The organism is Fructilactobacillus sanfranciscensis (genome assembly GCF_029023685.1).
In the GTDB taxonomy this organism is placed as follows: Bacteria; Bacillota; Bacilli; order Lactobacillales; family Lactobacillaceae; genus Fructilactobacillus; species Fructilactobacillus sanfranciscensis.
In genome coordinates, this window is the sequence record NZ_CP118925.1 from 1,184,228 (window position 1) to 1,209,000 (window position 24,773).

At 36.2% G+C, this 24,773-nt stretch carries 27 protein-coding genes and 3 pseudogenes; 7 read left to right on the forward strand and 23 right to left on the reverse strand.

Annotated features, from left to right (window positions below; genetic code table 11):
* Positions 1-59: 59 nt before the first annotated feature.
* The 12 genes from accA to PY770_RS06275 all read right to left on the reverse strand — a co-directional run bounded on the left by accA (position 60) and on the right by PY770_RS06275 (position 8,923).
* Positions 60-830, reverse strand: coding sequence for an acetyl-CoA carboxylase carboxyltransferase subunit alpha (gene accA, locus PY770_RS06220; RefSeq protein ID WP_275045866.1), 771 nt, complete (start codon positions 828-830; stop codon positions 60-62).
* The gene (locus PY770_RS06225; RefSeq protein ID WP_056958463.1) at positions 823-1,659 is read right to left on the reverse strand and encodes an acetyl-CoA carboxylase carboxyltransferase subunit beta; all 837 of its coding nucleotides are present in this window, start codon (positions 1,657-1,659) and stop codon (positions 823-825) included. The genes accA and PY770_RS06225 overlap by 8 nt, the downstream gene beginning before the upstream one ends.
* A complete protein-coding gene (locus PY770_RS06230) occupies positions 1,649-3,019 on the reverse strand; it encodes an acetyl-CoA carboxylase biotin carboxylase subunit (RefSeq protein WP_103423276.1) in 1,371 nt (456 codons plus the stop codon). The genes PY770_RS06225 and PY770_RS06230 overlap by 11 nt, the downstream gene beginning before the upstream one ends.
* Before the next feature lie 8 nt (positions 3,020-3,027).
* The gene (locus PY770_RS06235) at positions 3,028-3,438 is read right to left on the reverse strand and encodes a 3-hydroxyacyl-ACP dehydratase FabZ family protein (protein ID WP_275045867.1); all 411 of its coding nucleotides are present in this window, start codon (positions 3,436-3,438) and stop codon (positions 3,028-3,030) included.
* A gap of 1 nt (position 3,439) precedes the next feature.
* Positions 3,440-3,865, reverse strand: a complete 426-nt coding sequence (locus tag PY770_RS06240) for an acetyl-CoA carboxylase biotin carboxyl carrier protein (protein WP_056958467.1) — start codon at positions 3,863-3,865, stop codon at positions 3,440-3,442.
* Positions 3,865-5,106: a beta-ketoacyl-ACP synthase II gene (gene fabF, locus PY770_RS06245; RefSeq protein WP_275045868.1), complete on the reverse strand. Its 1,242-nt coding sequence runs from the start codon at positions 5,104-5,106 to the stop codon at positions 3,865-3,867. The genes PY770_RS06240 and fabF overlap by 1 nt, the downstream gene beginning before the upstream one ends.
* A gap of 25 nt (positions 5,107-5,131) precedes the next feature.
* Positions 5,132-5,869 carry a 3-oxoacyl-ACP reductase FabG gene (fabG, locus tag PY770_RS06250; RefSeq protein ID WP_275045869.1) on the reverse strand — a complete coding sequence of 246 codons (738 nt, stop codon included), beginning with the start codon at positions 5,867-5,869 and terminating at the stop codon, positions 5,132-5,134.
* Positions 5,869-6,786: an ACP S-malonyltransferase gene (locus PY770_RS06255; RefSeq protein ID WP_275045870.1), complete on the reverse strand. Its 918-nt coding sequence runs from the start codon at positions 6,784-6,786 to the stop codon at positions 5,869-5,871. The genes fabG and PY770_RS06255 overlap by 1 nt, the downstream gene beginning before the upstream one ends.
* Before the next feature lie 14 nt (positions 6,787-6,800).
* Complete coding sequence (locus PY770_RS06260; protein WP_275045871.1) at positions 6,801-7,055, reverse strand: acyl carrier protein; 255 nt, start codon at positions 7,053-7,055, stop codon at positions 6,801-6,803.
* A gap of 29 nt (positions 7,056-7,084) precedes the next feature.
* The gene (locus PY770_RS06265) at positions 7,085-8,065 is read right to left on the reverse strand and encodes a beta-ketoacyl-ACP synthase III (RefSeq protein ID WP_014082432.1); all 981 of its coding nucleotides are present in this window, start codon (positions 8,063-8,065) and stop codon (positions 7,085-7,087) included.
* Positions 8,062-8,508, reverse strand: a complete 447-nt coding sequence (gene fabZ, locus PY770_RS06270) for a 3-hydroxyacyl-ACP dehydratase FabZ (protein ID WP_163615259.1) — start codon at positions 8,506-8,508, stop codon at positions 8,062-8,064. The genes PY770_RS06265 and fabZ overlap by 4 nt, the downstream gene beginning before the upstream one ends.
* A gap of 244 nt (positions 8,509-8,752) precedes the next feature.
* Positions 8,753-8,923, reverse strand: a complete 171-nt coding sequence (locus tag PY770_RS06275) for a hypothetical protein (RefSeq protein WP_014082434.1) — start codon at positions 8,921-8,923, stop codon at positions 8,753-8,755.
* 291 nt (positions 8,924-9,214) lie between these two features.
* On the opposite strand from PY770_RS06275, the pseudogene PY770_RS06285 reads away from it, so the two are divergent.
* Positions 9,215-10,084: pseudogene (locus PY770_RS06285) on the forward strand (YczE/YyaS/YitT family protein).
* A 48-nt stretch (positions 10,085-10,132) separates the two neighbouring features.
* Here the strand turns inward: PY770_RS06285 and PY770_RS06290 are convergent.
* The gene (locus PY770_RS06290; RefSeq protein ID WP_275045874.1) at positions 10,133-11,518 is read right to left on the reverse strand and encodes a class II fumarate hydratase; all 1,386 of its coding nucleotides are present in this window, start codon (positions 11,516-11,518) and stop codon (positions 10,133-10,135) included.
* A gap of 279 nt (positions 11,519-11,797) precedes the next feature.
* On the opposite strand from PY770_RS06290, the gene PY770_RS06295 reads away from it, so the two are divergent.
* Complete coding sequence (locus PY770_RS06295; RefSeq protein WP_056958477.1) at positions 11,798-13,060, forward strand: adenylosuccinate synthase; 1,263 nt, start codon at positions 11,798-11,800, stop codon at positions 13,058-13,060.
* 53 nt (positions 13,061-13,113) lie between these two features.
* Here the strand turns inward: PY770_RS06295 and PY770_RS06300 are convergent, their stop codons facing one another.
* The 7 genes from PY770_RS06300 to PY770_RS06330 form a co-directional block, all read right to left on the reverse strand.
* Positions 13,114-13,692, reverse strand: a complete 579-nt coding sequence (locus tag PY770_RS06300; protein ID WP_014082438.1) for a 4'-phosphopantetheinyl transferase family protein — start codon at positions 13,690-13,692, stop codon at positions 13,114-13,116.
* 20 nt (positions 13,693-13,712) lie between these two features.
* Complete coding sequence (locus PY770_RS06305) at positions 13,713-13,967, reverse strand: acyl carrier protein (RefSeq protein ID WP_014082439.1); 255 nt, start codon at positions 13,965-13,967, stop codon at positions 13,713-13,715.
* A gap of 79 nt (positions 13,968-14,046) precedes the next feature.
* Positions 14,047-15,162 (reverse strand): alpha/beta hydrolase fold domain-containing protein, encoded by a 1,116-nt coding sequence (locus PY770_RS06310; protein WP_041817945.1) that lies wholly within the window; start codon positions 15,160-15,162, stop codon positions 14,047-14,049.
* Between the two features lie 50 nt (positions 15,163-15,212).
* Entirely contained in the window at positions 15,213-16,070 is an 858-nt protein-coding gene (locus tag PY770_RS06315) for a hypothetical protein (RefSeq protein ID WP_056958481.1), read from the reverse strand.
* Between the two features lie 99 nt (positions 16,071-16,169).
* A complete protein-coding gene (locus PY770_RS06320) occupies positions 16,170-17,054 on the reverse strand; it encodes an aldo/keto reductase (protein ID WP_014082442.1) in 885 nt (294 codons plus the stop codon).
* 45 nt (positions 17,055-17,099) lie between these two features.
* Positions 17,100-18,278, reverse strand: coding sequence for an ABC transporter permease (locus tag PY770_RS06325; protein ID WP_103423268.1), 1,179 nt, complete (start codon positions 18,276-18,278; stop codon positions 17,100-17,102).
* A 74-nt stretch (positions 18,279-18,352) separates the two neighbouring features.
* Positions 18,353-20,527, reverse strand: a complete 2,175-nt coding sequence (locus tag PY770_RS06330; RefSeq protein WP_275045875.1) for an SH3 domain-containing protein — start codon at positions 20,525-20,527, stop codon at positions 18,353-18,355.
* A 182-nt stretch (positions 20,528-20,709) separates the two neighbouring features.
* On the opposite strand from PY770_RS06330, the gene PY770_RS06335 reads away from it, so the two are divergent.
* The 5 genes and pseudogenes from PY770_RS06335 to PY770_RS07180 all read left to right on the forward strand — a co-directional run.
* Positions 20,710-20,901, forward strand: coding sequence for a hypothetical protein (locus tag PY770_RS06335; protein ID WP_275045876.1), 192 nt, complete (start codon positions 20,710-20,712; stop codon positions 20,899-20,901).
* Positions 20,902-20,907: 6 nt separating this feature from the next.
* Positions 20,908-21,051: pseudogene (locus tag PY770_RS06340) on the forward strand (helix-turn-helix domain-containing protein); the annotation flags it as partial.
* A 12-nt stretch (positions 21,052-21,063) separates the two neighbouring features.
* The gene (locus PY770_RS06345; RefSeq protein WP_202813172.1) at positions 21,064-21,213 is read left to right on the forward strand and encodes a hypothetical protein; all 150 of its coding nucleotides are present in this window, start codon (positions 21,064-21,066) and stop codon (positions 21,211-21,213) included.
* Positions 21,213-21,938, forward strand: a complete 726-nt coding sequence (locus PY770_RS06350) for an IS3 family transposase (RefSeq protein ID WP_275045877.1) — start codon at positions 21,213-21,215, stop codon at positions 21,936-21,938. Before PY770_RS06345 ends, PY770_RS06350 begins: the two co-directional genes overlap by 1 nt.
* A 15-nt stretch (positions 21,939-21,953) precedes the next feature.
* Positions 21,954-22,067 (forward strand): annotated as a pseudogene (locus PY770_RS07180) (IS3 family transposase); the annotation flags it as partial.
* Positions 22,068-22,157: 90 nt separating this feature from the next.
* Here PY770_RS07180 and adhP read toward each other — a convergent pair.
* The 3 genes from adhP to pyrF all read right to left on the reverse strand — a co-directional run bounded on the left by adhP (position 22,158) and on the right by pyrF (position 24,655).
* Positions 22,158-23,189 (reverse strand): alcohol dehydrogenase AdhP, encoded by a 1,032-nt coding sequence (gene adhP, locus PY770_RS06355; RefSeq protein ID WP_275045878.1) that lies wholly within the window; start codon positions 23,187-23,189, stop codon positions 22,158-22,160.
* Positions 23,190-23,295: 106 nt separating this feature from the next.
* Positions 23,296-23,928: an orotate phosphoribosyltransferase gene (gene pyrE, locus PY770_RS06360; protein ID WP_056958395.1), complete on the reverse strand. Its 633-nt coding sequence runs from the start codon at positions 23,926-23,928 to the stop codon at positions 23,296-23,298.
* A gap of 10 nt (positions 23,929-23,938) precedes the next feature.
* Positions 23,939-24,655, reverse strand: coding sequence for an orotidine-5'-phosphate decarboxylase (gene pyrF / locus PY770_RS06365; RefSeq protein WP_056958397.1), 717 nt, complete (start codon positions 24,653-24,655; stop codon positions 23,939-23,941).
* Positions 24,656-24,773 lie beyond the last annotated feature (118 nt).

The following is a 24,773-nucleotide window of genomic DNA, read 5'->3' on the forward strand; positions in this document are numbered from 1 at the left end:
TACACCCTCCCTGATATAAGACACAAAGCTAACTAATGAAAATTCATTAGTTAGCTTATTTAAAATCCACGATAACGTGTAAATCTTTTTTGGAGCATTTCTTGTTCTGGCATGGCTCTTAACTCTTCCATTTTATCAAACAATTGTGCTTTAAACTGTTTAATTTCAGCAGAAGTTCTAACTTCTGGAATAATTTTGTCAATAATTCCTTGTTTAATTAAATCTTCCGGAGTTAATTTCATCACGTCAGCGGCTTCACGAGCTCGACTTGAGTCTTTCCACAAAATCGTAGCATATCCTTCTGGAGAAAGAATCGAATAAATACTATTTTCAAAAGCCCACACACAATCACCAACGGCAAGTGCTAGTGCTCCGCCGCTTCCACCTTCCCCAACAATTACGGAAATGTAAGGAACTTTTAGTTGCATTCCTTGCAAAATTAGTTGGGAAATCAGATATCCCTGACCATGATATTCTGCTTCAACATCTGGATAAGCTCCCGGAGTGTTGATGAGTGTGATGACGGGCCGATTAAATTTTTCGGCTTGTTTCATTAGGCGGATGGCTTTATGATAGCCATCTGGTTCCGCAGAACCAAAGTGAACATCTGCATCAGAAACTTCATCGTCACCTTTACGAATTCCAATGATTGTCACTGGTTGTCCGTTTAATGAACCAATCCCAGCATAAACTGCTGAATCATCACCATAGGCACGATCACCGTGCAATTCAATAAAATTATCTGCAATTTCATTGACTAAGGTTTTAATCTTAATTTTATCATTAGACCGAGCCTCTAAAACGCGATCAAACGCTGCTTTTTTAGTCATTTTGGTCACCGCCTTCATGAAGTGAGAGAACTTTACTAAGCGTTGCTTTCATATCTTCTCGTTTAATAATGGCATCCAAAAAACCATGTTTTAATAACGTCTCGGCCCGTTGGAAATCTTTGGGAGGATTTTGTTGAATAGTTCGTTCAATTACCCGACGACCAGCAAAGCCAATCAAAGAATGGGGTTCCGAAAAAATCAAATCCCCTTGCATCGCAAAGCTAGCAGTCACTCCACCAGTAGTTGGATCACAAAGATAACTGATGTATAACAAACCAGCTTGACTATGTTTGGCCACTGTTTCAGAAACTTTAGCCATCTGCATGAGTGATTCAATTCCTTCTTGCATGCGGGCCCCACCTGAAGCCGTGAACAAAATGACCGGTAAATTAAGTTCGGTTGCTTTTTCAAACAAACGGGCAATAATTTCACCCGTTGCCGTACCTAAACTGCCCATAATAAAGCGCCAATCCATTACTCCGATGGCTGCTTTGTGTCCATTAATACTTCCAATGCCGGAAAGCACGCCTTCATTTAAGCCGGTGACTTGACGAGCTTTGTTTAATTTTTCTAAGTATTTTGGATCATCAAACTTATCAGCTGCTTTAACTTCAAGATTGAGCGGTTTAAAATCGTCACATAGCATTTCAATCCGGGCTTTGGCGCCTAACCGAAATCCATAATGACATTCTGGACAAGTCCGATATTCATTAATGTGTTTCTTATAGATTGCATGACCACAGATAGGACATTTAAGCCACACGTCTGGGATGTCATCCATTCTCTTTTGTAATTCTTGTGGACTAGGCTTTCCATCGTTATTTATCATGATGCTTCACCCATTCTTTCAAAAAATGATTTTCAACGTAAAGATTGTTAAAATCGCCATCTAAGAAATGTTGATCTTGTAAAAGATCAACTAAAAATTCTCGATTGGTTTTAACTCCCTTAATTTCAAATTCTTTTAATGCTCGTAGCATTTTGGCTACGGCGTCCTTTTTTGTGGGCATATGTACAATAATTTTAGCAATCATTGAATCATAAAATGGTGAAATTTTACTGCCCGTTTCAACTCCTGAATCAATTCGAACACCCTTGGTTCCAAAGGGAAAGTGTACAAATTCAATGGTTCCTGGAGTTGGTTGAAATACTTTAGCCGGATCTTCAGCATTAATTCGACATTCAAGAGCATAACCTTTGGCTTTACAATCAGCTTGGTTAAAAGGAAGGTCTTCACCGGCCGCAACTTTAATCATTGCTTTAATTAATTCTACCCCAGCTACTTCTTCCGTAATCGTATGTTCAACTTGCAAACGGGTATTCATTTCCATGAAATAAAACTGATGATCTCGATCCATTAAGAATTCAAAGGTCCCAGTATTCTCATAGTTAATCCCCTTCATGGCATTGACGACAACTTCACCCATGTGTTGACGTTCTTCATCAGAAATTTCAGGACATGGTGATTCTTCCATGATTTTTTGATGATTACGTTGTAAGGAACAATCTCGTTCTGGAAAATAAACCACATGCCCGTGTTGATCGGCAATTGCTTGCATTTCGATATGTTTGGAATCAGACAAATCTTTTTCTAAATAAAGATGATCATCACCATAGGGTAGTTTAATTTCCCGTTTGGTTTCTTCATAGACTTTGCATAATTGATTAGAATCATCAACCTGACGAATTCCTTTTCCACCACCACCAGCGGCTGCTTTTAGCATCACTGGATAACCAATTTGTTCGGCTAATTCCAAGGCTTGATCTAAATCTTTAAGGTAGCCGTCTGATCCAGGAATTGTGGGAACGCCTAGTTTTTTCATGGTAGCTTTCGCATTCGCTTTATTTCCCATCAAATTAATCACTTCAGCTGATGGACCAATGAACTTAATGCCATATTCTTGGCAAAGTTCTGCAAATTCACTGTTTTCTGATAAAAAGCCGTAGCCAGGGAAAATTGCATCCGAAGCAGTTAATGCGGCAGCATCAAGTACAGCTCCCATTTTTAAATAAGAGTCAGTTGGTTGTCCGCTACCAATACAGACCGTTTCATCCGACATTTTTACAAATAAACTATCTGCATCTGCCGTTGAATATACGGCGACTGCTTTAATATTTAATTCATGTAATGCTCGAATCGTCTGAACTGCGATCTCACCACGATTAGCAATTAATACTTTTTTAAACATCTACTCACCTATTCAATCGCAAACATCAAATTAGCATCAACAATAACTTCGCCGTCACGAATCACTTCCGCATGGCCCACGCCAATGTTTCGTTTAAGTTTGGTCAATTCAACTTTCAAATGAAGGATATCACCAGGATGCATATCAGCTTTAAACTCAGCATTCTTAATGCCACCAAAAAAGACGTTTTTGCCTTTATGTTCTGGCATGGAAAGAACTGCAACTACCCCAGTTTGGGCTAATGCTTCCACAATAATGGGATGCGGCAAACTAAACTGATTTTCATTCGAAAAAAACCATTCATTGACTGAAAGGTTTTTCACTGCTTCTGCAGATTTTCCCGGTTGAACATCAATAATTTTATCAATCATTTCAAAGGGATAGCGTTGGGGGATAAAATCACTTACTTTATAATCCATTCTAGTCCTCCTTGATTTCAAACATTGGTTGATCAAATTCGACCATTTCACCGTCGTTCACTAAGCGTTTTGTAATCGTTCCGGTTACGGGACTTTTCACTTCATTAATTAACTTCATGGCTTCAATGGCACAAATGGTTTCACCCCTTTTAACGTGGTCACCAACTGCTTTATAAGCAGGTTTGTCAGGACCGGGAGTAAAATAGACTAATCCAACCATTGAAGCTTTTAATTTATAATTTTCGCAATCATTTACTGAAGCAACTGGGTTAGTTGGTTGTGAATCGCTACCAACTACTGGAGTAGCTTCATTTTTGTTAGCCAACTTACTAAAATAAACGTCAACACCGTTACCATCGATCTTTAATTCTTGTAAGCCAGACTGATCAAATTTTTCAAGTAAACGTTCGATGTCAGCTTCATTCATTAATTATCTTCCCACTTTCTCATTGCAATTACTGCATTATGTCCACCAAAACCAAATGAGTTACTGATGGCAGTTTCGATTGGAGCTTTTTTATTATCATCATTAACTAAATCAATTTTAACTTCGGGATCTTTATGTTTCATTCCCACGTTAACAGGCATTTGAGCATTTTCTAAAGCTCCAACTAAAGCAACGGCTTCTAATCCACCAGCTGCTCCAAGTAAATGACCAATCATTCCTTTAATTGAACTTGTTTTAAGGTGGTCATTGTCAGCAAATAATTTACCAATCGCAGCACTTTCTCCTGCATCATTAGCGTGAGTAGCAGTTCCATGTGCGTTGACATAGTCAAGTTCATCGGTTGCAATTCCAGCTTCATCCACGGCTTGTTTCATTGCCATGATGGCACCTTTACCTTCAGGATCTGGAGCAGTTAGATGATATGCATCACTAGTAGTTCCATAACCCACGATTTCAGCTAAAATCTTAGCCCCACGTGCTTTGGCATGATCATAGTCTTCAAGGACTAAAGTTCCAGCACCTTCACCTAATACGAAACCATTGCGGTCAACATCAAATGGCATTGAAGCAGCCATTGGATCAGTTGATTCTGATAAGGCTGTTAAAGAAGCAAAACCTGCAATTCCCATGTTGGTAACTGCAGCTTCAGAACCCCCGGTAATCATCACTTTAGCTTTGCCTTGCTTGATAAATTCAAAAGCATTTCCGATGGCGTTGGTTCCTGATGCACAGGCCGTTACGATGGCTTGCGAAGTGTTTTTTGCGTCAAAATACATTGAAATATTTCCGGCCGCCATGTTTGAGATGGCTTTCGGTACGAATAATGGAGAAACCCGACGTGGTCCCTTTTCGTGTGCTTTGATAACTTGTTCTTCGATGGTTTGAATTCCACCAATTCCAGTTCCATAAATAACACCGAGATCTTCTGGTTGGTAATTTTCACCTTCCACTAAGCCAGCTTGGTCCATGGCTTCTTTAGCAGTATAAAGTGCGTATTGAGCATATGGATCAAGGCGTTTGTAGTCTTTCTTTGAAAGTCGATCTGATGGATTAAAATCTTTCACTTCACCAGCAACTGTAATTCCAGTTTTGGAAGCATCAAATTTAGTAATTGGAGCAATTCCAACTTTTGAATTCAACATATTTTTAATAAAATCGTCCGCAGTATTTCCGATTGGAGAAAGTGCACCGATTCCTGTTACAACAACTCTGTTACTCATTTGTTTCCTCCTTTAGAAAACTAAATTACATGGTAAGTCCACCATCAACCGTAATTACTTGACCAGTGATGTAATCATTTTCAACTAAAAATTCAACGGTTTGGGCAATATTTTCTACATCACCGAAACGATGAAGGGGAATTTGACCTTCCCATTGTTTAATAATTTTATCGCTTAATTTATCTGTCATAGCAGTTTTAATCATTCCTGGTGCAATTGCATTACAACGCACTCCTCGTAATGATCCTTCTTGAGCTGTAGTTTTTGTTAATCCAACAATTCCAGCTTTACTAGCTGAGTAATTAGCTTGACCCACGTTACCGTGAGTTCCGGCAATACTTGACATGTTAATGATTACTCCAGAACGTTTCTTTTGCATGGTTTTCAAAGCAAATTTAGACATGTTAAAAGTTCCCACTAAATTGGTATTAAGCACGTCTTTAAATGATGTTTCTGTCATTCTGGTCATTAATTTATCTTGCGTCATTCCGGCATTGTTAACTAAAACGTCAATGTGACCGAATTCTTCAACTAAGTCATCAATCATCCGTTTCGCATCGTCTTCTTTTGCAACGTCGCCAGTCACAATTTTAATTGGATTATTAAATTGCTTTTCAAGTTCAGTTTGAGCAGCATCATCTAATTCGCGGTGTGAATTAATAACTACAAAATTAGCAGGATTCTTTGCTAATTGCTTAGCAGTAGCAATACCAATTCCTTTAGTTCCACCAGTTACTAATACAATTCTTTTTTCATCAGTCATTATTTTGCCTCCGTTTCGAGTGCCGTTTTAACTTCATTTAAAGTCTCAACATTGTCAATGTGATATGTTTCGATGCCCTTTAAGGTCTTTTTAGCAAATTTACTAAGCGTGTCACCCGGACCAATCTCAATTAAAGTATCAATGCCAAAATGTTCTTGCATATACTTTAAATCTTCCGCAAAATGAGTTGGCTTAATCAATTGCTCTCGCAATGTGGTTTTAACCGATTCATCGGCGAATGGTTTGGCTGTCGTATTACTAATTACTGGAATTTTAAATCCATCAAAATGTACATCTTCCAGTCGCTGAGACAAATTATCACTGGCAGCTTGCATTAAAGGCGTATGCGAAGCAACCGCAACTTTAAGAGGAACAACTCGTTTAGCTCCAGCTTCTTCGAGGGCTGTGCCAGCTTGCGTAACTCCCTCGGTTGTTCCGCCAATTACTGTTTGCGTTGCCGTATTGTAATTTGCCGGATAAGCTCCTACAATTGACTGACAAATTTGCGTAACTTTTTGTGGGTCTAGTTTTAAAACAGCGGCCATTGAGCCTGGGTTTTGCAAACCAGCTTGTTCCATGTAATGCGAACGGTCTTTAACTAAAGCAATTGCAGTCTTAAAATCTAGGGCTCCGCTTGCAACTAAGGCACTGTATTCACCTAAACTAAGTCCAGCCATAACCTTTGCTTGTGGTAATTCATGTGCAATTGTTTGATAAATTCCAAAACTCATCGCTAAAATTGCCATTTGCACATTTTTAGGATCATCCATATTATCAGGATTTACTAAATCAATTCCTAAAACAGCAGAGGCTTCATCAATTGCCTGTTGATAAGCTGGTGCTTTTTGATAAAGGTCCACTCCCATATTAGCAAACTGGCTTCCTTGCCCACTAAATAAATAACCAATTTTTCTCATTAATTATCCTCAAATTATTTTTCGTTAATTTGTTTTTGCACGTAATCAACTAATTGTTGAACTGTTTCAATTCCTTCATCACCGTCAATTTCGATGTCGTATTGATCTTCTAAGGCATCTACGATTTCAAAAATATCTAAACTATCTAAGTCTAAACCATCTTTTAAGTTAGTGTTTAATTGAATTTCATCAACATTCACGTCATCTAATTGATCGGCAACTACTTCTTTAATTTTAGCTAAAATTTGTGTTTGACTATCGTCTGTCATAATTTTTCTCCTAATATAATGTAAGTTTTTTAATATTTAATCACGATGGTTCCCACCGTTAAGCCACCACCAAAGCCAGTTAAAGCTAGGTAGTCGCCCCGATGTAATCGTCCTTGTTCCGCTAGTTCAGCCAACAAAATTGGTTCACTGGCGGCAGCAGTATTTCCATAGTTATGAATGTTAACTGGAAATTTGTTCATTGATAATGATAACTTTTTCGCAACCCGTTTGACAATTCTTTCGTTAGCCTGGTGCATTACGAAGTATTTAATATCACTTAACTCGATTCCAGCTGCCTTCACAGCTTGTTCAATTGATTCAGGCACACGTTTGGTAGCGAAGTTATAAACAGCATGTCCATCCATTTGCAAAAATTGATCATCTTGATCATGATTTTCGCCAAAGGGATTTTGTCCGGCATGATGACCAGCAGTTAAACTCATCCCTGCTTCACCAAAAGTGCTAAGATTTTCACCTAGAATTTGGGAATCACTACCGTCATTTTGCACTAAAATTCCGGCCGCTCCATCGCCAAAGAGCACCGCGGTGCCACGATCATGCCAATTCACTAAACGACTTAGTTTTTCTCCGCCAATCACAATTCCAATGCTATCTTTTTTCCCAGCTAACAAGGTATTCATCACTGAACTACCATAGACAAAGCCAGAGCAAGCCGCATCGATATCAAAAGCAACCGCATGACTTGCTCCAATGCTACCTTGCACACTAGCAGCCGTGGATGGCGTTTGGTAATCACCTGACATCGTTGCCACAATGATATAGTCAATTTGATTTACATCAATTCCAGCTTGATTAACCAGTTGCTTGGCGACATCAACACACATTGACGTGTTACTTTCTGTCGTAGCAATGTGTCGTTGTGCGATTCCGGTCCGTCGTTTAATCCACTCGTCTGAGGTTTCCATGATTTTAGTTAAATCATCATTGGTAACCACCTTTTGGGGAACTGACTTAGCAATCGCTTTAATTCTAAAGCTACTCATAACTATTTTGTTCTTTCGTTTTTATCAACGATGAAAGTTAATTTAGTTTCACAACATTTCTCGTCGCCAACGTAGGCAACACATGAAACTGAACCAGTCCGGTCACGAATTTTATCCATCGTAACTTTGAAAGTCAAAACGTCTCCTGGCTCAACTATCCGTCTGAATTTTGCGTTTTTAATACTACCTAAATAAGCAGTTTTGTTTTCGAATTGTGGTGTTTTAAGAATCAAAATTGAAGCTACTTGAGCCATTGATTCAATAATCAAAACTCCTGGCATTACTGGATTTCCAGGAAAATGACCTTGGAAATACTCTTCATTGATTGTAACATTCTTAGTAGCAACGATTGATTCACCCGGCACCATTTCATCAACTCGATCAATAAATAAAATTGGATAACGGTTTGGAATTAAATCCATGATTTCTTTTGCATTCATTACAGCCATGTTTTCACCTCTACATTTTTCTTCGTTTACTCAACAACCTAATTTTCGTCAATTTTAACTGAATTTACCAATTTTAAGTTTGAAATATGTTTGTAACATTGAGGTCAAATCCTTTGATATCAGGTAAGACAGCCCTCCAAAATAGTCTGTTACAGATGCATTAAAGCGTAACAAACAGAGGCAAACTGTGAATATACAAAAAACGAAGTTTAATAATTAAAACTTCGTTTTTGATTAATCAATATTAGTATTTTAATTTAATTTGCATAAACAAATGAATTTGATTCTCGGTTAATTTCAATGATGTTTCTTTACCAAGATGCATCAAACGATGTAATTGGCTAGTACGTGCCTCACGTGCTCTCCATTTGTTTAAAGCATTAATTTCTTTTCTACCTAGTGCAAAAAACTTCAAAAAAACACCTTCTATTTGAATTTTCCAACTTACTTATTCTTTATTATAATATAGTTGATTAATTTTATCATTGTTTATTGGATAATTATAATAAAATCTTTGAAATTGCCAAATGTACTATAATTGTAGTATTAACTTTTGCTTTTATGTGAAAAGAATTTGATTAAATATGGAAAATACAGACTCACAAACGAGCGAGGCGGATGTAACTAAGAACCTGTCTCTCGGGGGAAAGTTGTTAATGTTTCCCTTCGAACTTTAATGGCATTTATCGGAATTGTGATTCTTTCAATGGGAGCTGCTTTATTAAAAGCTTCTCCAATTTTAGGGCTTGATCCTTTTACGGCTTTGAGCATTGGTATGGCAAGCAAATTCCATACAACCCTTGGTGTTTACCAATTAGGTGCTAACTTGTTCATCTTCATCTTTATTCTCTTTCTTGATCGCAAGAAAATTGGAATTTGAACGATTATGAACATGGTCCTTGTTGGATTTGAAATTCAATGGTTCTCATCTCTTTATCATGTTATTTTCCCAGGTAAAGTCACTGTTTTAGTTTTAATCGCTGACTTAATCTTAGGATTATTAATGTTTACTGCCGGTAGTTCACTTTACATGGCACCTAGTTTAGGGGTTGCTCCTTACGATGCAATTGCCCCAATTATTTCTACTCGTTTCCATATTAAGTATAAAACTGCACGGGTTGGCCAAGATGTTTGTTTCTTAGTTGCTGCCTTGATTGCCGGTGGTCCAATTGGATTCGCATCCATCGTGGTAGCATTCTTTGCTGGTCCATTAATCTCATATTGGGATCGAAGCATTAGTACTCCTACTATGGATTACATTAATGATCTTAGTGAACAACCATCATTCAAATCATTGGCAAATGTGGTTACCAGCGCTACTAAATCTGGATATAACTCATTGTCAAATGCTTATAATTCAACTTTAGATTTCCAAATGCATTTAGCTGGTTACACTAACCAAGAATTATTGAAGAAAATTCAAGACACTGAACACAATATGAAAGAATCACAACGTGCTTACAACGAATATCGGACTCAATACAGAATGTTAATTGCAGAATTAGTAAAACGTGATAAAGACGGTGAACTACCAACAAATAATCGTCCTTCTACTGCAAATAATTCACAAAAATAAATTTATAACAAAAAGAGCTCAGCGAATGCTGGGCTCTTTTATATGCAATTATTTACGTTGATTATTGGTCATTTTTAATGGGTCAACCCACTTATCAAAATCCGTAGCACTGAGGAAACCAGATTGAACGGCTGCCTCACGCAGGTTAAGCCCTTCTTTCATTGCAAGTTGGGCAATTGAAGCTGCATTATGGTATCCGATATGGGGTGACAAAGCAGTCACTGTCATGAGTGATTCATCAACTAATTTTTTCATTTCTTGTTCATTAACTTGAATTCCAGCCACAAGTTTATCAGTATAATTAGGCAATAACCCAATCAATAACTCAACTGATTCAATAAAAGTGGCAATTATTACTGGTTTATAAACATTCATTTCAAAGTTTCCCTGACTGTTAGCAAATTCAATCGTGGTATTATTTCCCATGATTCTCGTTGCTGCCATGGTCATAGCTTCAGTCTGCGTTGGATTTACTTTTCCTGGCATGATTGATGAACCTGGTTCATTGGCGGGAATACTAATTTCACCATACCCAGCACGTGGACCACTAGCTAAGAACCGAATGTCATTCGAGATTTTCATCAGGTCAGTTGCCAGGGTACTGATGGCCCCGTGTGTGTTGGTAAGTGCTGTGTGAGCTGCCAAGCCATAGAATTTATTTTCAACTTTGAATTTTTCTCCATAAATTTGGCCTAACTCTGTCACCATCGCTTGATCGAACCCAATTTCAGCATTTAACCCTGTTCCAACGGCCGTTCCACCAATTGGCAAATCTAATAAACCGTTTGCGTTCATTTTAATGAAGGAAACGTCATGTTTCAAAGTACTTGACCAACCAGAAATTTCTTGTCCAAACGTCAACGGAGTGGCATCTTGTAAATGAGTCCGTCCAATTTTAACTACATCCCAATATTTTTGAGAAAGTTGATCAAAAACTTCAATTAATCGTTCTAATTCTGGCAAAAGTTGTTGAACTGCTTTTAGTCCTGCAATATTCATCGCGGTTGGGAAAGTATCATTCGAACTTTGTGAATGATTAACGTCATCATTGGGTAAAATTTTAGCTTCTGGATCAATCTGATTAGCAACATGGGCTAACACTTCATTGACGTTCATATTAGTTTGCGTGCCTGATCCCGTTTGGTAAACGTGTAATGGAAAATCTTTCATTAAATCAGCGTCTGATAAATTTAATAATTTTTCGGCTGCTTGTTCAATTAAATCAGCCCGATGTTGATTTAATTCGCCTTCTGCTGCATTAACTTTAGCAGCTGCCAATTTAACGTTAATTAGTGCTTTAATAACCCAGACTGGCATCAATGGCCCAGTCGGAAAATTATGCCGGCTCCGTTCCGTTTGTGCACCCCAGAGAGCGTCTTTAGGTACCTTAACTTCCCCTAAGGTATCACTTTCGATTCGATAATCCTTTGTCATGCTTTTTTCTCCTTCTAATGATTCTAAAAAAGACCTAATTATTACTAAATCTGTGCATTTATCATTTTAAATTATCCTAAAATCGCATATTAATAACTTTATTTTCCTATTGTTCGTATTCTTTGTCAATCAATCTTGATAAATGTTGCTTATATTATAGATAATTAAAAAACACGAACTTTATTTTACCAATTTCAGCTAACCCCTTGAAATTCTTAATGATGATTGCTAAAATAACTGTGGTTCAAAAATAAATTAGAATGTAAATGAGGTGCACATATGTCAGTTACAGTTGTAGTTGGTAGTCAATGGGGTGATGAAGGGAAAGGTAAGATTGTTGATTACCTAAGTAAAGATTCCGACATCATCGCTCGTTATCAAGGTGGCGATAATGCCGGACACACAATCGTATTTAACGATCAAAAGTTTAGTCTTCAACTCCTCCCTTCAGGAATTTTTTACTCAGACAAAATCGCTATGATTGGTAACGGCGTTGTTTTAAATCCGAAAGCCCTCTTTCGGGAAATGAAATACTTAAATGACAACGGCGTTCCAACTGATAACCTTCGCATTTCTTCTCGTGCTCAAGTAATCATGCCTTACCACATTTTATTGGATAAACTTAATGAAAAGAACAGAGCTAACAAAATTGGGACCACACAAAAGGGAATTGGCCCAGCATACATGGATAAAATCGCACGAGTTGGAATTCGAGTTGCTGATTTAATTTATCCTGAAACCCTTAAAAAGGTTTTAAAAGAAACTCTTCGTCAAAAAAATGAATTATTAACTAAATTATATGAAGTAGAACCATTAGACTTTGATTCAATGTATGAAGAATACAAAGAATACGGTCAACGCATGAAAAAATACGTAATCGATACTTCTGATTTATTAAACAAAGCTGATGGTAAGAACATCTTGTTTGAAGGTGCTCAAGGAATCATGCTTGATATCGATCATGGTACTTATCCATACGTAACTTCTTCAAACCCAGTTGCCGGTGGTGCTGCTGTAGGAGCTGGAATTGGACCTACTAAGGTTACTGATGTCATTGGGGTATGTAAAGCATATACTTCTCGAGTTGGTGAAGGTCCTTTCCCCACTGAACAACTTAACGAAATTGGAGACTACATTCGCGAAACTGCTCACGAATATGGAACAGTTACGAAACGTCCTCGTCGAATTGGTTGGCTTGATGCAGTTGCCCTTTGTCATGCCGCTCGTGTATCTGGTTTAACCGGTTTAGCAATGAACTGTGTGGACGTCTTAGATGGTTTAGATACCATTAAAGTATGTACTGGCTATGAATTAAATGGCAAAATCATTGATTTCTACCCTGCTAACTTAGATGTCTTAGCCCAATGCAAGCCAATTTACCAAGAACTTCCTGGTTGGAAAGTAGACACAACTAGTTGTGATAAATTTGATAAACTTCCAGAAAATGCCCAAAACTACATTAAGACAGTTGAAACTCTAGTTAATGTTCCGATTGACTGGTATTCAGTTGGTCCTGATCGGGAACAAACCCATAAACGTTAAAATATAAAAAAAGACAATCACTACTGATATTTCAGTAATGATTGTCTTTTAGTTTACTTAACTTTAGTTGCCATCGTACCAATATATTCATGATCAATTCCTAAAAAATCAATCTTGAATTTTTCACCGTCACGCGTGGCATAATCCATCCGTGGCAACGAAATTTCAATGTTTTTAGGTTTACTAGTCAACCCCAACCCTAATTCCTTTAAGACAGCTTCTTTAATCGTCCACAAACGTAAAATTTGTTCAGATTTACGTGGATCATGCAACTTATTGAGATAAGCAATTTCGCCTACGTTAAAAGCATGGCTTAATTTTCCGAGTTGTTTAGGTTTAATCTTTTCAATATCAATTCCAATGGGCTGATCAGAAACGGCAACGGTCACCAAATTATCAGAATGAGAAATGTTAAAGTGCTCATTTCGATCCGTAAAATAAGGTTTACCGTGTTCACCTTCTGCAATTGAGTTGCCAGATAGAAAAGTCTTTTCTGGTAATTCCAACAACTTGGCTAGTAAAATTTTACCTACCAAAGTCTGTTGTTGCTTCGGTTGATCTTCAATTCCTAATTCTTGATAGTATGGTTGATACTGTAAATCAGTGAGTCTTCCACTTTTAAATTTCAACAAGTGTGAATCCTCCCCAAAAATTATTTGGCGTCGATTTGTTTAGCAACATAATCAACTAAATCTTTTACAGTTGCCATACCTTCGTCACCATCAATTTCGATGTCGTATTTGTCTTCAAGAGCATCAACGATTTCGAAAACATCAAGACTGTCTAATTCCAAGTTTTCTTTGAAGTTAGCGTCCATAGTAATTTTAATTGCGTCTAAATCAGTTTGGTCAACCACGATTTCTTTAATTTCATCAAAAATTTGTTCTTTGTTTGCTTTTTCAGCCATAATTATTCACTCCATTATTTTAATAATAAACTTATGTAACATCTTAATTCTAACACAACCACAATCGTTACATAAAATTCTATCGCTTAGCCCACAATGCCATTTCTCGTGCAAGGTCTTCTGCTTGAGGAATAATCCCCATTCTAGTAACGAATCCATGCATCATACCGGCATACCAAATGTAGTCAACATCATCATGTGTTTTTGCGACATTTGTAGCATATGTGTAACCTTGAGGAGTTAAGCAGTCATATTCTGCTGCAACCACCATGGTTCGAGGTACTTTAGTTAATTCAGCTTCACTAGTATTGATTGGTGAAATAATTGCATCACTCATTTGATGCTTTGCAGGATAAATAGCCTTCAAAGTAGTTAATGATTCAATATTTTCGTCATCCATATCTTCAATTAACTTCGTAGCAAATTCATCCATACTAGGTAGCTTTTGTTTATTTGGAACTGTCTCAATATCTAGCATGGGATAAATTAAAACTTGTCCTTTAATGTAGCCAGTGCCTTTTTGAATATCAAAGTTGCTCATGACTGCCGCAATGTTACCACCAGCACTATCACCTGTTACAAAAATTCGACTAGGCTCAACGTGAAGTTCTTCAGCATGTTTAACAACATATTCAACGGCATGCCAAGCGGCACTGGTTAAACTATCTACATCTGCTTCTGGAGTTCTTGGGTAATCAACGTTAAAGACTTCCCCTTGCATTAATTCGGCTAACTTCTTTCCAAAGTTTTCCGTATTATCAGGAGTGTTGCCGTAAAAATTACCACCGTGAAAATAAATAAAGGCTGGTTTCTTTAATGCATCATTTTTAAAGCTATATTGGTATAAAACTGCATCTTTAATATCAATTTCATTTTTTTCAACATTGTAAGAAAGATCTAAATCATAACAACCATTTGTTTCTCTTTCAGCCAAGGCTTTTTGCGCTTCTGCTGACGAAGTATCATTGTTAGCTCGTTCAGTTGCTAAACTACGAGCAACATGATGACCATGGCGACTCTTATCGAAATTAATGGTGTAACTGTCTAATGTATCTTCTACTGCTAATGATTTTTTATTAACTAAAATATTATCTGCATTACGTTTAAAGTTATCCAAACTATAATTTGGTGAAATTTGTTTCAAACGGTGATAATATTCGGCAGTGGTTGGTGCCCAATCTTGATTATTTTTCATGATAATTTCCTCCAAAAAAATCACCTAACCAGGTGATTTTTAAATTTTAATTATTTAAGTCTTTCAAAGAACTTGATTTGACTCATCAAAAACCATAAATCAAGGAATACAATCGCAACTATTGCAGCGATAAATATTAAAATTCCCAAAATAGTTGCTAAACTAATCGCAATTATAGAACCGTGCATTAATGAAAATAGCACTGCAACTATTACAACAACTACTAAGAATGCCAAAAATACTCCAAAAGAAATTAAGAATTGTAAAACAATCAAGCCTAGCAATTCGTAACGGTGACCCTTCATTAATTTCCATGTTTCAGGGAAGGATTTAATAAAACCGTTATTTAAATCTGTATCTTTAGTATCAGTATAATAAGTTAAGAAAATAAAAGCTAATCCTAATGAAACGTAGATGAAAACAGCAATTCCAATCAAAGCAACCAAAGCAGCAATTGCAAAAAAGAATGAATTTTGTTGATTTACACCAGCAAAGAAAAATAGTAATGCTACAACCGCAAACAATACTATTAATACTGCTTCAATTAATGCAGCTAAGAAGTCAATTACAATAACTCCAACCCATGTCATGCCGTCAAAAGCTACAAATGCATTTTTAAAATTAAAATTACCGTCTTGATCAGATTTTAAGAGTCCCATTTTTAATGAAACACTGAATAAAGAAGTAAGAATTGAAAAAATAAACATTAACGCAAATGATGATTGCAAAGTGTTAAGTGCAGTAACCGGATCGATTGATAAATTACTAATTGCTGCAGTAATTGCATTGTTGTTTGAAAAACAGTTAGCAATTACGCCCACAATAAATGCTGGCATCCACATACCTAGGATGGCCCATTTGTGTTCTTTGACAGTTTTAAAACCATCTTTTAATACATCAATAATCATATTTACTTCCTCCGTTTTGTTTACTTATTATTCTAGCAGAAATTAACTATTGATTAAACCCAAGCAAAAAGCCACTCATTATGAGTGACTTACGTTATTTTATTTTTCCCATTGATCAACTGTATCAACGCCACCATCAGGATTACCACTCCATTGGAAATCGCCGTACCAAATTGAACGTTTATCTAAATTCAAACTATTCATCAAATTCATGTCATCGTCTGTTAATGAAAAATCATAAACATTGGCATTTTCCTTAATGAACTCTTCGTGAGTTGACTTAGGAATGGTATTAATTCCTCGTTGTAATTCCCAACGAATAATCACTTGAGCGGTTGTTTTACCATATTTATCCGCAATTTTTTTAATTTGTGGATTTTTAAGTGCATCACCATGACCAAGTGGTGACCAGGCTTCAAGTTGAATATTATGACGATTACAATAGTCTTTAATATCAGTTTCTTGTTCTAATGGATTAAATTCCATTTGATTAATCACTGGTTTAATGGAAGCATGTTTCATCAAGTCACGGAGTCTTTGAATATCAAAGTTAGAAACTCCAATGGCACGAATCTTGCCAGCCCGATAAAGATCTTCTAAAGCACGCCATGTTTCATTGTATTTATCAGTTACTGGCCAATGAATCAAAACTAAATCAACATAGGTGGTTTGTAGCCGTTTTAATTGGCCCTCAAAAGCTGCAATTGTTGAGTCATAGCCTTGATCACCATTAAAAATCTTAGTGGTTAAAAAGACGTCATCACGTTTTAAGCCATTTTCAGCTAATCCTTTGGTAAGTCCGTCACCAACTCCGGCTTCGTTACCGTATTGTTTTGCTGTATCAATTGCTTTATATCCATGTTTTAAAGCCCAACGAACAGATTGAGAGGCCGTAGCATTATCACTGCGCCAAACTCCTAATCCCAAACGTGGCATATCAACACCGTTATTTAATTGAACGGTTGATTCTAAATTTAATTTCATAAGATCACCTCAGTTAGAGTATAAGGCTCTCGATTACACTTTTCATTAATCTTGTTTCACTTCTACTACAAATTCATGAGTACCACGATTAATTTGTTTCAAAAGATACTGGAATAACATCATAATCCAAGAAAAAGCTAAGGCAGACGCAAAAATTTCATAAGCTGTGAGCGAGAAGTAGTGAACTCCTTTAAACAAGACGCTAGCAAAAACAATTAAAATTCCGAGTGTATCTGAAATACGTAGAAAGTTTTTAGAAATTCCTGGCCACAACCATCTTATTCCCCCAATTAAAATAATAACGTCCAATGCCATTGACCAAGCACAAATATCGTGCCATAAATGCATCCACGGGATTTGACGATTGTTCGAAATTAACCCAACGCACATCGCGTTAATTGCTAAGATAGTTAATAAAAATCGCAAAATTTGCGTTTGTAATAATGGCCGTTTTAACGGCTTTATTGAAACAAATAAATAATCGACCAAAGCCATCATTAATAAGGCCGCAAAGATAAAGGTTAAGTTAAATTGCCAGCTATCAACTGCTTTATTAGTTCCTAAAAAACTAATATTATGCTTCCACCATTGCAGATTACTGTTAGAAAGCATCGAAATCATAACACCACCAAAGATAGTAATTACCAAGACATCTACTAACATGGTCGGTGTAATATTTTCAGCAAGCAAAATCATAACCGTATTAATAATCATTTGAAAGATTAAAAAAAGTAAGGTGGCCGTATAGATTCCAAAGGAAACTCCCATAAAGACGCGTCCTAAAACCCAAAAAATTCCTAATAAGCTAAACAATAAAATTGCCGTAAACGATACAATAATAGTTGGAAAATTTCGCCAATATAAATTTCGATAAATCGAATTGACTGATTGGTTACGTGCTTTGATAAAAAAGATCGAAAACAAAATTAATCCTGAAATCAATCCCAAAACAATTGTAGCCGTAGCAATTGAGTAACTACCGGTAAATTTAATGGTCCGTGTTTTTTGCAACATAAAGTAGACAAAAAATATCACACTCATTATCACAGCCGGAATTACACTCCACCAATATGAAACATCCCAACCGATGCTATCTGCATTAATCTGTTTTTCAAGCAGAATTGCGTTGTTTTCAATTTTTAAATCAAGCTTTTCATTTGGTTTCAGTTTGATTTTTTTTGCAACTTCTGTTGGAATTTCAATGTGGTATTTCTGATTTGACATATTCCAAAATTCCCCTTTTATTTTCATCAGATAAAAAAGAGACCCCGAATGGGTCTCTTTTTGTTTAACGTAGTTTAAAATGCTAAGTTTAATTTTGCAATCCAACGTGATTGACCTGAATAACTTGTGTAATGTAACCAAGTATATCCGTCAGCCTGTTTAGTTCCATCAAAGTAAATGGTTTCACCAGGGTTAAGAGTTACTGATACATTGCTATTTAAACCTGCCGCATCGCGAACGTATTGACTTGAAGTAGTTGTGTAAGCACCACTAGTTGCAGTCATTCCATCAGTGTAGCTAGTAGATTGTTCTGGTTGAGCATTACTTAAATCGGCAACCCAATGTGATTGACCTGAATAACTTGTGTAATGCATCCATGTGTAACCATCATTATTAAGTGTTCCATCGTAATAAATGGTATCACCTGCGTCTAAAGTAGCAGCTACACTAGCTGAAGTACTTGCTTCATTACGAACATATTGACTTGTTGAAGTTGTGTATGCACCACTTGCTGTAGTCATACCAGCAGTATTAGTTGGTTGAACAGGCTGAGCGTTACTTAAATCAGCAACCCAATGTGATTCACCAGAATAACTTGTGTAATGGTACCAGTTGTAACCATCATTATTAAGCGTTCCATCGTAGTAAATGGTATCGCCTGAATCTAAGGTAGCAACAGCATTTGCTGAGGTACTTGCCCCATCACGAACATATTGAGTTCCAGTTGCTGTATAAGCACCACTTGCTGGTGTGATTGCACTATCGACACTGGCTGGTGTAGTAGGTTGTACATCAGTCAAATTAGCAACCCAGTGTGATTGACCTGAATAACTAGTATAGTGCATCCAGTTATAGCCATCATTATTAAGTGTTCCATCGTAATAAATGGTTTCACCAGGATCTAAAGTAGCAGCTACACTAGCTGAAGTACTTGCTCCATTACGAACATATTGACTTGTTGAAGTTGTGTATGCACCACTTGCTGGTATCATTCCGTTAGTATCATTTGGAGCTGGTTGGTTATTATTTCCATTGTTGTTTGCAGGAGCCGGGTTCCCATTATTTTGGTTGTTTCCGGTATTTGCTCCTGGTTGGTTTGTACTTGGTTGACTAGAACCATTGTCAAACCGGTTTAAATTATTATAAGAAATAATACTAATTAAAGTATTGGCATAATTAGGATTAGTTGCATATCCGTCAGCTTGTAACATTTGGCAAACGTACGCATAATCCTTACTGTAAAGTAAGTTTGAATAACGAGGATTTACTGCTAAGAAATTTCCATGATCTTCTACACTGGTAGCCAAATCAGGATATGCACGGAATTTATCTTGAATAGTTACATAGTGACCATTGTAATATTCTTTAGTAGATTGCATCGTATAATTTCCATTATAATCACCCTTGATTCCATAAAGGTTATTACCAGGAGCTGATTTACCCCAAGCACTTTCTACAATTGCTTGTGCCATTGAAACACTAGGTAATACGCCATATTCGTTCCAAGTATTTTGTGCCCCTGGAGCTAATTGATTAATGAAGTCTTGATAATCTGAACTAATATTTCCAGTAGAACTGTTAGAAGCTGGAGTAGCATCATTTAATTTAGCAACGTAATGAGCCTGTCCACTATAACTTGTATAATGTAACCATTCGTAGCCATCGTTGTTACTTGTACTATCATAATTAATTGATTCGCCAGGATCTAGTGTATTAACAACATTAGAATCAAGTCCAGCTCCATCACGAATTGCTTGCTGTTGTGTAGCTGTATACATTCCAGATTGAGGTTGGGCATCTAATTGAGTTGATTTAGCAGTCTGTAAAGCATTAGGAGTGTTATCAGTTGCTGTTTGATTAGTATTTGCATCCGTAGTTGCTTGTGCTGCTTGGTTATCAACTTGATTATCTGCTGAATTAACATTATCAGAATCAGCTTGTTTTTGTGTTTGAGCTGCTAAATTTAAAGCAACTCTATTTTGATTTTGTATAGATGATTGGTCTGTTTGAGTTTGATCTGCATTTTGAACTTCTGGTTGAACAGGAGTTGCAGTTTGATCTGCAGTTGCAGTTGGATTTTCATCGGCAAAACTTGGAGTACTCATTAAGAATAATGAAGTAGATGCAAATGTAATTCCCATTGCAATCTTAATCCAGCCATGTTTCGACTTGGTTAGTTTTGTTCTAGTTTTGGTTTCCCCAGTAGCCATAGCCATCCGGTTATGTGCTCTAGTAAACTTATTATCCATAGATCTTATTCCTTTCATACGTATGTAACTAATTTATGTAACTAATTTATGTAATTAATCTTTTCTTAATTAATGCAGATAACCCAATAGTAACATAAATTAGTGTTTTTTCATAAATTAAAAATTTAACATGATATGAATCCCATAAGTTGGACAAAAATCTAACTTATGGGGTTTTTGTTATGCCAAAAATAAATTACGAGTTAAAACAGCAAATTATAAAAGAATATTTTAATGATACTGGGTCAACTACGTTGTCCAAAAAATATAAAGTTTCAAATTCAGTTATTTTAAGATGGATTAATAGAATTAAAAATGAAAATTTTGAAATGGTTATTAGTGAAAACCGTCATCGGATAGAGTATTCCGTCTAATTTAAAATCAAAGTATTAAGCTATAAAAATTCGCACAATTGTACTTTATCAGAATTATGTAACAAATTTAAAATACATTCAGAAAGTACCATCTATTTTTGGCAGCGCCAGTTTGATGAATTAAGTATAATCGGATTATCAAGAAAACGAGGTAATCCAAAAATGAATAAAAATAAAGTAACAAAACAAACTAAATTATCAAAAGATGATGAACTTAAACAGCTTAAAGAAGAAAACTTAATGCTTAGAATTCAAAATGAATATTTAAAAAAACTGAAAGCCTTAGATCAAAAACAAGCAAAGAAAAAGTAATGGTAATTGATGATCTAAGGCGTAAATTCAAAGTCAGTCTTAGCTTCATTTTAAAAGCTGTTAAATTACCTAGAAGTAACTATTACTATGCGACTTCGTCGCAATCAATAGACAAAGATAAAAATATAATTAGGTTAATAAATAGTATTAAAGAAATCAATCCTAACTATGGTTATAGAAGAGTTACGATGACTCTCAATAATGATGGATATAACGTTAATCACAAACGTGTTCTTCGTATTATGAAAAAATATAATCTTTTATCGTCGGCTTTTGGAAAAAAGAAAAGAAAATATAGTTCTTATAAGGGTAATGTTGGTAAAAGATTTAAAAATAGATTGAATCGTCGATTCAATACACCAATTCCATTTCAAAAGTTAGTATCAGATACTACAGAGTTAAGGTATGGAAAACAAAGTATAAATGAACGTATATATTTAAATCCAGTGCTAGATTTATTTTCTGGAGAGATAATTTTATATAGTATTAGTAACCATCCTGATTTTAATTCCGTCTTTTTACCAATTAAAGAAGCTATTTTAAAGCTACCTAAAACACACTTCAAAAGATTTTTCCATTCTGATCAAGGAGTTCATTATCAAAATAAACGATTAAATAAATTTCTAAAGAAAAACCACATTACACAAAGCATGTCACGTAAAGCAACCTGTTTAGATAATGCGGTTATTGAATCATTTTTTCACCTTTTAAAAATTGAAATATGAAACAATTTTAGTACGAAAGAAGAATTAATAAATTCCGTTAGGAATTGGATTTATTATTACAATAATTTTCGTATTAAAACAAAACTAGGAGGCAAGTCTCCGATTCAATATCGAAAACTTGTCTCCTAGAAAAACTAAATAATGTGTCCAACTTTATGGGTTCACATCAATGAATTGTTTCTCATAATGTTTTTTAATATTTAATAAATCGATTAAAAATTAGTCTTTATCACCAGTGAAGTCGAATACAACTCGTCCAACAATTTTACCGGCTTTCATTTCGTCGATAACTTTGTTGATGTTTTCAAGTTTATCAGTTCTAACGATTGGTTTAACTTTTCCTTGAGCACCGAAGTCAAAGGTTTCACGTAAATCTTGACGAGTACCAACAAGAGATCCAGCAACCTTAATTCCATCAAGAACTGTTTTATCAATATTAAGTGCCATATCACCTTTAGGAAGAGCAACGGCAACTAAAGTACCATTTGGTTCTAAGGCGTTAACGGCATTAGTAAATGCTTGAGCACTAACGGCGGTTACGATTGAATCGTGAACCCCACCATTAGTTCCTTTTATAACTTGTTCAGTTGCATCAGCATCATGACGGTTAACAACTAAGTCAGCACCATTTTCTTTAGCAGCTTCAAGCTTCTTAGGATCACCATCAGTAACAACTACTTTAGCACCGAAAACGTTGTGAGCTAATTGAACACCTAAGTTACCTAAACCACCGGCACCAACGATTTGAGTCCATTCACCAGGTTTAGTATCACCAATTTTAAGAGCTCCGTAAGTAGTAACTCCGGCACAAGTTAATGAGGTAGCTTCAACTGGGTCAAGTCCTTCAGGAACTTTAACAGCGTATTTGGCATCAACGATACATTCTTCAGCCATGGCACCATCAACAGTGTAACCTGCGTTCTTAACGTTACGACAAAGAGTTTCATTACCAGTTACACAGTACTTACAAGTACCATCAGCTGAGTAGAACCAAGCGATTGATACTCGATCACCAATCTTTAAGTTAGTAACGTTTTCACCAATTTGGGTAACGCGACCAACACCTTCATGTCCGATAATTCGACCAGGTACTTCACCAAAATCACCTGAGGCAACGTGTAAATCAGTGTGACAAAGTCCACAATATTCAACTTTTACTAATGCTTCATTTGAACGAATGGGACGTAAAGTAACATCTTTAATATCAACATATCCATCTGAATTAGGTCTAACAACAGCAGCTTTAACCATAATAAATCTCCTCTTTTTTATGAAACTATTAATTGTTTCTCTAGCAAGTTCATTATAGCGTGAAATAATTCACATTGCAATCAAAGACGAAGATAATAATAGTTTTTTAAGCTTCCCAATTCCATGGATCCTGATGCCATTGATTTAAAGATTTGTATTTAGCTTCTGTAATTTGCTTAGTCTTGTATAATTCTTCAATTAATTTGGCATAGGTAACTAATGGGCTAAAAGGAAACCTAGCTTTCTTAAAGTTTTGATCTGCATCGGGAAAACCATAAGAGAAAATTGAAACTACTCCAGCTACTTGAAATCCTTCACGTTCAACAGCCTTGGCTGCTTGAATCACGCTTCCGCCAGTTGAAATTAAATCATCAATCAATACTACTTGATCATTTTTTTCAATCCGTCCTTCGATTTGTTTACCAGTTCCATGGTCTTTGGGTTTTGAACGAACGTATACCATTGGTAAAGCTAATTTATCTGCCACAATTGCAGCATGCGGAATTCCCGCAGTAGCAACTCCACCAATTACAGTTACATCGGGATATTGTTCTTTAATTAGTTTAGCTAAGGCTTCTGCAATCATGTTACGAAGTTTTACATAAGAAACGGTTAAACGTAAATCAGTGTAAATTGGTGATTTAATCCCACTAGCAAATTCAAAATAACCTTCTGATTTTAATTGTACAATTTGATCTTCAACTAGTTGGTGTAAAATTTGCGTTTCTAAGTTTTGCATAATTATTCTCCTATTTTAAATTCCAGTCTTTTATGTATCTTTCATAAGCGGCAATCGGATTTTGACTTTGTGTGATTGGCCGGCCAACAACAATCGCAAATGCCCCATCCGCTTTGGCAGTTGCCGGAGTAGCTACTCGACTTTGATCTCCAGCTGCATCCTGTTGCATTCTGATTCCCGGAACAACATATTCAAAATCAGTTCCTAAAGCACTAGTTAAATCTTTTAGTTCAAGTGCTGAAGTAATTACCCCATCACAACCCGATTTTTGGGCCAATTTAGCCAAAGCAACTACTTGTTCGTTCATTGGCAATTTACAATTTTGTTCGTTTTCTAAAACTGTTTGGGAAATTGAAGTGAGTTCAGTCACACCTAGCAAATGAGGTTCTGGCAAGCCAGCCTTTTCAGCTCCCGCTTTCAATCCTCGTTTAGCAGCTTCCATCATTGCTTGTCCACCTAGCGTATGAACCGTTGTATAGTCCACGCCTAAAGCTCCTAACTGTTCCATTGCCTTTTCGACAGTATGTGGAATATCAAACAGCTTTAAATCAAGAAAGATCTTGCATCCGCGTTGTTTAATTTGCTTGACCACTTCTGGTCCTGCTTGATAAAAAAGTTCCATCCCAATTTTAACCGTGAGTTGACTAGGATCTTCAAATTGATCTAAAAACTGATTAACTTGGCTGACTGACGGAAAATCCAGTGCAATCATGATTGGCTTATTCATTACGACCTCCAAAATTTTGGTAAAATTAAAAGACTATCCCCTGATTTCAGAGAATAGTCCTATAGAATTAAATTCGACTTTAATAATAATTTGGCTTCTCTGAACCAATTAATTTGTT